6 protein-coding genes are annotated in these 9,444 nt (G+C 64.9%); all 6 read left to right on the top strand.

Annotated elements, in window-relative coordinates; genetic code table 11:
* On the top strand, window positions 1–1,612 hold a 1,612-nt coding region (gene boxC, locus VGV60_12805), incomplete at its 5' end, for a 2,3-epoxybenzoyl-CoA dihydrolase (protein HEV8702146.1).
* Between the two features lie 2 nt (window positions 1,613–1,614).
* Entirely contained in the window at window positions 1,615–3,021 is a 1,407-nt protein-coding gene (gene boxB, locus VGV60_12800) for a benzoyl-CoA 2,3-epoxidase subunit BoxB (protein HEV8702145.1), read from the top strand.
* A gap of 1 nt (window position 3,022) precedes the next feature.
* Window positions 3,023–3,196, top strand: coding sequence for a hypothetical protein (locus VGV60_12795; GenBank protein HEV8702144.1), 174 nt, complete (start codon window positions 3,023–3,025; stop codon window positions 3,194–3,196).
* Between the two features lie 48 nt (window positions 3,197–3,244).
* Window positions 3,245–3,607 (top strand): hypothetical protein, encoded by a 363-nt coding sequence (locus VGV60_12790; protein HEV8702143.1) that lies wholly within the window; start codon window positions 3,245–3,247, stop codon window positions 3,605–3,607.
* Window positions 3,608–3,976: 369 nt separating this feature from the next.
* On the top strand, window positions 3,977–5,617 hold the full coding sequence (locus VGV60_12785; protein HEV8702142.1) for a TlpA disulfide reductase family protein: 1,641 nt from the start codon (window positions 3,977–3,979) through the stop codon (window positions 5,615–5,617).
* A 114-nt stretch (window positions 5,618–5,731) separates the two neighbouring features.
* Window positions 5,732–9,355 carry a carboxypeptidase regulatory-like domain-containing protein gene (locus VGV60_12780; protein HEV8702141.1) on the top strand — a complete coding sequence of 1,208 codons (3,624 nt, stop codon included), beginning with the start codon at window positions 5,732–5,734 and terminating at the stop codon, window positions 9,353–9,355.
* Window positions 9,356–9,444 lie beyond the last annotated feature (89 nt).

The raw sequence follows: 9,444 nt of genomic DNA, 5'->3' as shown, positions 1-9,444 counted from the left end.
CCACTGGCATCTTCGCACCGAGGGGGAGATCGCCTTCCTCACGATGGACGTGCGCGAAGACCAGCCTCTCAAGCCCGAATACAGGCTGAAACTGAATTCCTACGACCTTGGCGTCGACATCGAGCTGGCCGACGCGGTCGAGCGACTCCGTTTCGAGCACCCCGAGGTGAAGGCGGTCGTGATCGCGAGCGGCAAGAACAACGTGTTCTGCGCGGGCGCGAACATCCCGATGCTGTCGACGAGCAGCCACCGTTTCAAGGTCAACTTCTGCAAGTTCACGAACGAGACGCGGCTCGCGATCGAGGACGCCGGATCGTCGAGCGGCCAGCACTACATCGCCGCCTGCAACGGAGCCACGGCGGGCGGCGGCTACGAGCTGGCGCTGGCCTGCGACGAGATCGTCCTGGTGGACGACGGCAGCTCCGCGGTCAGCCTGCCCGAGGTCCCTCTCCTCGGCGTCCTGCCGGGGACCGGCGGCCTGACGCGCCTTTCCGACAAGCGCCGGGTGCGGCGGGACCATGCCGACATGTTCTGCACGACCGCCGAAGGGGTGAAGGGGCAGCGCGCCGTGGATTGGAGGCTGGTCGACGCCGTCTCGCCCCGGAGCCGGTTCGACGAGACGGTCCGCGAGCGGGTCGCGAAGCTGGCGGCGGCCGCCCCCCGCAAGGACGGACCGGGCGTGCATCTCCCGCCCCTGGACGTGAAGGTCGGGCGGGACGAGCTGGCCTACTCGCACCTCCACGTGGCGATCGATCGCGCGGCGCGCACGGCGGCCCTTCGCCTGAAGGGTCCTGCGGGCCGGCCGCCCGCCGATGCGTCCTCTCTCCGCCGCGAGGGGAGTGGCACCTGGATGCTGCGGCTCTTCCTCGAGCTCGAGGACGCGATCTGCCGCCTGCGCTTCAACGAGGAGGAGATCGGCGTGTGGCTGATCCGGACGGAGGGGGACCCGGACCTGGTGGCCGCCCATGACGAGGCGCTCTCCCGACTCGCCCCCTCCGACTGGTTCGCCCGCGAGGTCCTGCTCCTCGCCGGGCGGACGCTGCGCCGGCTGGACGTGACCGCCCGCACCCTGTTCGCTCTCGTCGAGCCGGGATCGTGCTTCGCCGGGAGCCTGCTGGAAACGGCGCTGTCGTGCGACCGGGCGTACGCCCTGGACGATCCCGATCGTCCGGTGGTCCTCAGGCTGTCGTCTCTCAACTTCGGCGCCCTGCCGATGGGGCACGGCCTGACGCGCCTCCAGGCGCGCTTCCGGCACCGGCCGGATGCCCTGGAGGGGATGAGGCGGCGGACCGAGGCCGGCGAGCCCATGTCCTTCGACGCCCGCTCCGCGGTCGAGGCCGGCATCGTGACGATCGCCGCGGACGAGATCGACTACGAGGACGAGGTGCGCGTGGCGGTCGAGGAGCGCTCCTCGCTGTCGCCGGACGCCCTCACCGGCATGGAGGCCTCTCTCCGCTTCCCGGGGCCGGAGTCGATGGAGACGAAGATCTTCGGCAGGCTGTCGGCCTGGCAGAACTGGATCTTTCAGAGGCCGAACGCCGTCGGCGAGCACGGCGCGCTCCAGTGCTACGGACGGCCGGAGCGCCCCGCCTTCGACTGGAGGAGGACGTAGCCGTGCAGCTGCACGAGACGATCCCGAACAACGTCGACCTGTCGGGGGACCGGAAGCTCCAGCGCGCCCTGGAGCACTGGCAGCCGTCCTTCCTCGCGTGGTGGACGCAGATGGGACCGGATGGTTTCCAGGCGACCGACGTCTATCTGCGGACCGCCATCTCGGTCGACAGCGCCGGCTGGGCCCATTTCGACTACGTGAAGATGCCGGACTACCGCTGGGGAATCTTCCTCGCCCAGGCGGAACCAGGCCGCGCCATCGGCTTCGGCGATCATGCGGGGAAGCCCGCCTGGACGGACGTTCCGGGAGAGTACCGCAACCTCCTGCGCCGGCTGATCGTCACGCAGGCCGACACCGAGCCGGCCTCGGTCGAGCAGCAGAAGCGGCTGGGACGCACGGCGCCGAGCCTGTACGACATGAGAAACCTCTTCCAGGTCAACGTCGAGGAGGGGAGGCACCTCTGGGCGATGGTCTACCTCCTGCACGGTTACTTCGGGCGCGACGGGCGGGAGGAGGCCGAGGCGCTCCTGGCGCGGCGCTCGGGGGACCCCGACCGGCCCCGGATCCTGGGGGCCTTCAACGCTCCGATCGACGACTGGCTGTCGTTCTACATGTTCACCATGTTCACCGACAGGGACGGCAAGTACCAGCTCCTGGCCCTTGCCGAGAGCGGTTTCGATCCGCTGGCGCGCACGACCCGGTTCATGCTGACCGAGGAGGCCCACCACATGTTCGTGGGGGAGACCGGCATCCGCCGCATCGTCAGGCGGACGTGCGAGCTGATGCGGCAGGCCCCGGACGGCGACGTGCGGCGGCTCGGCGGCATCGATCTCCCGACGCTCCAGAAGTACATCAACTTCTGGTACTCGGTGTCCCTCGATTTGTTCGGCGGCGAGATCTCCTCGAATGCCGCCGAATACTTCGCCTGCGGCCTGAAGGGGCGGGCCAACGAGAAGGCCTGCGAGGACCACCTGGCGCTCTCCGGCTCCTACCGCATGCCGGTCCCGGAGGCGGGCCGGCTCGAGGAGAAGGACGTCCCGCTCCGCAATGCCATGAACGAGGTCCTGCGCGACGCCTACATCGAGGACAACCAGCGAGGCCTGGAGATGTGGAACAAGACGATCGCCGAGCACGGCATCGATCTCAGGCTGCGGCTGCCATCCCGCCGGTTCAACCGCCGAATCGGCATCTATGCCGGGCTCCACTTCAATCCCGCGGGCGAGCCGATCCCCGAGGCGGAGTTCCGGAAGAGCGCGCCGGACTGGCTGCCCACCGAACCGGATCGCGCCTACGTCCAGAGCCTGATGCGGCCGGTCCTGGAACCGGGGAAGATCGCCGGCTGGATCGCCCCGCCGACGAAGGGGATCAACGGCAAGCCGCTGGATTTCGAGTACGCGCGGCTCGCCTGACATGGCCGGCGCGTCAGTCCTCTTCTGGACTCTCGTCGGCACGACGCTCCTGGCGGGCTGCACCCCAGGCCCGGCCCCGGCCGCCGCAACCCCCCGGGCCCAGTACGAGAAGGCGAACGCGGAGGCGGACGCCGGACGCCTCGACGCGGACGATCCTGGACGGCCTCATCGATAGCTGAACGCGGCCGCCTACCTGCCCGGTGACTGGCAGCTGGGAACCGCGATGTCCTGGAGCTCGGGAACACGTTACTCCTTCCTCGACTCGTTCGTGGCCCTCGACGATTTCGACTACCCCCAGTTCCGCACCTTCTACGGGTACATCAGTGACGGCGGGTACGTCTCCATGCATCGCAATTCCGAGCGCAACAAGGCCATCCTCAACATCGATCTGCGGGCCCAGAAGGCGTTCGTGCTCGGGAAGATCAACTCCCGGCTGTTCATCTCGGTTCAAAACCTGCTCAACAGGGACGACCTGACCATTCTCGGAGCGGTGCCCGGCGGCTCCGCCATCCGTCCGAACACGCAGCTGGACGCCGTGCGCCGCTTCGGGCGCCGCTACGAGGTCGGATTCCACTTCGCTTTTTGATCTTCATCACGGAGCGCGGACCAGCGGCACGGCGCCTTTCTGCTCGTGGGGGGGCACATTGGACGAGCCCAGCCACCCGGTCACCCGGCCGGTTCCCACACCCGATGTCGAATCTAGGCTAAACGGAGTTCTTGCAGGCTAGAATGTCAGCCCAAGCTTCCTATGCGCCGATCCGATCCCGGGGGCGAAATTCGCAAAGCACCCAATCTAATGGCTACCTGCCGAACCCGACCGATCCCAGGTCCGCAGCTTGATGCAGCCGGTCTTGGCACCGGGGAAGATCGTCGCCTGGATCGCCGCCTCGACCAAAAGGATAGACGGTCGGCCGCTGGAAGTTGGATGCGTCAGAATGGCCTGAGGAGCTCGCCAGTGCGGCGGGGGATTCCCTCTCGTCGGTCGGGCGCACCCAATATGGTGGTTTTCCTATCGCTGGTTCTCGTTCTTGGACTTTCACTCCGAATCGCTGTGTCGGGGCAGTCGGATAGAACGGCCGCGCTCTTCGAGGAAGCCGTCGCAGCGATCAACGCGGCGCGCTACTCGGAAGCGCAGGAGAAGCTCGATCGAATCATCCGGAACGACCCTGGATTCTACAAGGCCTACCCTAAGCGCTGGGCCGTGCTGGGGAAGCTGAGAGAGGTGGAGACGATCAAGATTGAGATCCGCAAGGACGTTGAGCTGCTCGAGCAGGTCCCTCCGCGGAAGCGGAACGACGACCTGTATTTCGCTCTCATGGAGGCATGTGACTGGCTGGCGGACGCAGCGTGCAGGGAAACCTGGAGGCGGGAGGCAATATCCAGGCTCCCGCGGGGCCGTGTCGAACAGGCGACTCGTCTGGACGCTGCCTGGAAGGAGAAGGATCCTGCCAAGAGCGTGGCACATTTCGAAGGGATCCTGCGCGACTTCCCCGACGATGTGACGATGCTGGCCAATGCGGTGCGCGGTCGATTCGAGGTGATGTCAGACCATCCCGACCAGTTCGCCAATGCCGATCTTGTGGAGGCGGCCGTGCACCTGGAGAGAGTCGTGGCCGTTCGTCCGGTACCGGACGAAAACCCTCACGAATATGTCAGAGCGATGCTCCAGATCTCGAAGACGCTCGCCGAACGCTCGCCTGCCCGTGCCCTGGAATGCGCCGCTCGCGGCGTCGGGTTCGTAGACAGAGTCTGGCCCACCACGGACGACGTCCGCCTGGACGAACGGTACCACTTCTGGCCGGCCATGATTCGGGCCTATGGCGCTACGGGCGACTGGAAGGCAGCGCGCAAAGTCTGCGATGCGCTGATCGAGACGGTCGACGCGGCCCGGATCTCCATTTCCGTCCTCCTGGCGCTCAACGAGGCGGCGGTGCGCAGCGAGTGCGGGCGGGTCCTGGAGAAGACCGACTCCCTGGACGAGGCCCGCTTGCAGCTGAGCCTGGCCGCGGCGATCGATCAACGCTTCAAGGAGGACACCGTCGCCTTTTCCGGGCGTCATCCGCTCGCGGTTGCCCAAACGACAAAATTCGAGGCCGCGCTGGTCATCGCCGAAAGTCGGGTCCGCGGACGTCGTGATGGCCAGGTGAAGGCGGAGTTGCTGGCGACTGCGGAAAGGCGTCCAGCGCCCGAATTTGTGCTCAAGGGCCTCGACGGCCGGACTGTGTCTCTGAACGACTTCCGGGGCCGGGCGCTCGTGCTCTCCTTCTGGGCGACATGGTGCGGGCCGTGCATCGGGGAGATGCGGGAGCTCGAGACCGTCTACCGGAAGCATCGGCGGAATTCACGTGTCGCTTTCGCAGGCGTGAGCATCGATGCGGATACCGACAAGGTCCCCGGGTTCGTCAAGGTTCACGGAATCACGCTCCCCATGCTGCTGTCCAATGGTGATGTCGAGAGGTCCTATCATGTTGATGGAGTCCCGATTCTTTATGTCATCGATGCAACGGGGAAGATTCGATTCCTGCGGGATGGGTGGAAGGATGACGGCTACGGCCTGAAGCGGATCGATTGGATGATCGAGGTCGCGTTGCGATAGTCGTGTCCCGCGCCGGCACGCTCCTCGAGGGGACCCAACCAATCGACGCCGAACGAGGTCGCGCGGACTACTTTTACGCTTACAATATGAGGCAGCAGCATTTCAGGACATCTGATGCGATTCATCAAGTTGTGGCCCGGCATCCTGCCGGCCGCTCTGAGCCTTCTCGTGGGAATCCCGGCAGCCGCCCAGACCCACGGCGGCCTGAAGAGTCTGGTCGTCGACAAGCAAGGGGAGCCAATTCCCGGCGCCACGGTGGTGGTGACGAACCACTCGACTGGAGTCGCCAGGGGAGGCCTCACCGATTCCCTCGGGATTTGCCGGTTCATGCCGCTTCCTCCGGGCGGGGGCTACAGCCTGAAGGTCGTGTTCCCGGGCATGGCGACCCTGGAAATGTCAGATGTCGATATCACGGCCGGGGTGATCGCCAGTGTCACCATCGTCCTGGTGCCGGAGACGGACGTCCAGGCTCGCGTCAGGATCGTCTACCACCTCGACACGATCGACCCGGCCCAGACGGCCACCCAGACCCGTTTCACGAGCGAGTTCATCGACGCCCTGCCGATCCTGGGACGCAACTATCAGGATTTCCTCGCCCTTGCGCCCGGCGTCACCGACGTGGACGGCGACGGCAATCCCAACATCCACGGCGCGCGGGACACCGACGTCGTGACGCTCGTCGACGGCGCTTCGACCGTCGATCCCCTCACCGCCAAGATCGGACAGCAGCTCAACATCGATTCCATCCAGGAAATCGAGGTCAAGACCTCCGGCGCCTCGGCGGAATACGGCCGGGGACAGGGCGGGTTCATCAACATCGTCACCAAGTCCGGGAGCAATGAATTTGCCGGCAACTTCAAGTTTTTCGTCCGCAGCAGCAGGCTGGACGGCGGCGGCCACTCCGTCGACGACCCGCGGCTGCACGGCCGGATCGGGAGAACGGAACTTGAGTTCGAGGATCTGCGCCCATTCGTCTCGGTTGGCGGACCGTTGAAGAAGGACACCGCCTGGTACTTCGCCACGGCGGAATACGTCCGCTTGGAGGAGCCGATCAGGGCGACGACCCAGAATTTCGTGAGGGGGACCACCGAACAGCGTGCCTTCGGAAAGCTGACCTGGAGCGTGGCCTCGAACCACAGGCTCACCTTCTCCGTCACGATCGACCCGCAGGAGTATGACAATCAGGGCGTGGATTCGCTGACGCGCGAGGAATCGGGTTACTCAGAGCGGCTGGGAGGAACGAACCTGCTGCTCAAGGAAACGGCGATCTTCAGCCCCAGCGTCTTCCTGGAGTCGACGGTCCAGAAGTTCGAATCGCGGCCGAGGTGGGGCCCCAACCTCGATCCGGACACGAATGGCAACGGCATTCTTTTCATCGACAGGAATCAGGACGGCCAGTTCGGCCCCACCGAGAGGGATCCGGGAGATGACTGGGACGGCGACGGGGCCTGGGACGTCTTTGAGGACGCGAATCACGAAGGAACACTGAACGCGGGGGAGGACCGGGACGGAGACGGCCGGCTGACGCGCAAGCTTATCGGTTGCGAGGGGGCGACCCGGGAGGACCAGGACTGCGACGGCCACCTCGATGTGCTCGACGAGGACACCAACCGGAACCACCGGCTCGATTACGGGGAGGACATGGACCTCGACGGCCGTCTGGACGAAGGAGGCGAGGATCGCAACGGCAACGGCCGGCTCGATGATCGACCCTTTCCCCATCCGACCGACGATTTTGACCGGTACCTGCCGAACGGCGTCCGCATCGACTGGCCCTCCTACTACCCTTACGACAGGTTCCGCCCCCTTGCCGGCGACCGTGACTATCTCATCGACGAGGACGGTATCACGAGCGGTCCGTTCTACATCGACCTGCGTGGCACGCGCGGGCGTGTGACACTGAGGGAAGATCTGGCCATCTTCGTTCCCGACCTGCGAGGCCAGCACGACCTCAAGATCGGTGGCTCGGTCGAACGCGAAGGCTCCAGCCAAGACATTCGGCTCCGGCCTGTACTCATGCCCAACGGCAGCGATAGGAGGACCGGCCAGGCCTCATTTATCGGCGTCCAACTCGCCAGCGAGGCGAGCAATGTGGCCTCCGGTCAGGCGATGGCGCTGTATGTCCAGGACACGTATAAACCCATTCCGAACCTGACCCTCGGAGGAGGTCTGCGGTTCGACAGGGAGACGATTGATTCCTCGGGATACACACCCTTCGACCCGGTCGCCGAAAAGGGCCTGTCCGATCGACTGCGTGCCCTCGGCATGGGAGAGCCGATCGGTTGGGAAGACATTCTCGGCAACGGTGATGGGGTTCGGAGCCTGGGCTTCTGCTCCGACCCGATTTTCGCCATGCCGGGCTTTCAGTGCCGAACCAACAACTTCGGGAATCCCGTGGTCGCGGACCTGATGGCGCTGAGGCGACTCGCCATCCAGCGTCTGACACAGCCCCACACTCTCGGCACCTTAGGAAGCCAGGCCCTTATGGCCCTCTATCCCGACTCCACCACGGTCGATCCCTCGACCCAGCAAGTCATACTCGATGTCGAGGCACTGCGGCGGAGCGCCACCTTCCAGGAGCCGGAATCTTTCCGATTGACCAACAACAACCTGGCTCCGAGGCTCTTTATCTCCTGCGATCCATTTGGTGACTCGAAGACCAAGATCTTTCTGAACTGGGGCCGCTTCTACGACAAGCTCTTTCTCGACAGCGTGGTGCGGGAGCAGGGACCTGACACCATTTCTCGTTACTACCGGGCCGATCACGACGGCCTCACCGAATCGGGTACGCCGAACAACGGCTTCGGACCCCTGCTCTCCGCGGCCCCGCCGAGCGCGGCGCTCGTCGATCGCAGCCTGCGGACGCCGTTCGCGGACGAGCTGACCGTCGGCTTCGAACGCGAGCTTGCCCCGGAAGTGGCTCTGAAGATCACTTACGTCAACAGGGCATTCCGCTATCAGCTCCAGGACAGGGACATCAACCACACGTTCAGAAACGATGCCAACGGCCGGCCGATCGACGTTCTCGGACACTATGCTTCTGCCGGTGCGCAGGTCCCCGACGACAGGCCGGACCTCTTCGTGAACAACGCCTTCTTCAACCAGGTCCTCTTCGTGGGGAACATCAACACCGCCCGCTACAGGGGTCTGGAGGTCGAGCTGACGAAGCGCCTGAGCCGGAAGTGGCAGATGCAGGCCTCATACACCTACTCGCGGGCGGTCGGTGCCGCTGAAGAATACCTGTCTCCGCTGGGTGACGACCCCTCTGTAGTCCAGGACGAGTTCGGGTACCTGGATTACGATCAGAGACACGTGGTGAAAATCAATGCTGCCGCATACCTCCCCGGCGACTGGCAGATTGGGGCCGTGATGAGCTGGGCCTCGGGTCTGCCGTTCTCGATCGTGGACAGGTTCGTCGCTGCCGACAACCTCGGCTACGAGCAGTTCCGGACGTTTTACGGATACGCGGATCGGATGAACGGGACCTATGTTTCCGTGGGCCGCAATTCCGGACGCAACAAGGCTTCGATGAACATCAACGTGCGGGCTCAGAAGGCGATCGTCATGGGACACTTCAATTCCAAGCTGTTCGTTTCGGTGGACAACCTGCTCAACGCCGACGACGTCAGGATCTTCAGCCTCGATCGGAACGACGCCGCAGTCAGCCAGAGCGGCCGAGTCGTCTCCGAGCGTCGTTTCGGCCGGCGCTACGAGCTCGGAGTGCAGCTGGACTTCTGAAGTCTTGCGCTCCACCCGCCCTCCCGGATGCCGAATGAATAATCGCATGAGTTTCAGGTTCGTCATCTCTCGAATTCGTACCCGTCCCC

The organism is Candidatus Polarisedimenticolia bacterium (assembly GCA_036001465.1).
GTDB lineage: Bacteria > Acidobacteriota > Polarisedimenticolia > Gp22-AA2 > Gp22-AA2 > Gp22-AA3.
The sequence above is the reverse complement of the archived record's forward strand: the minus strand, read 5'-3'. Positions and strand labels throughout refer to the sequence as shown.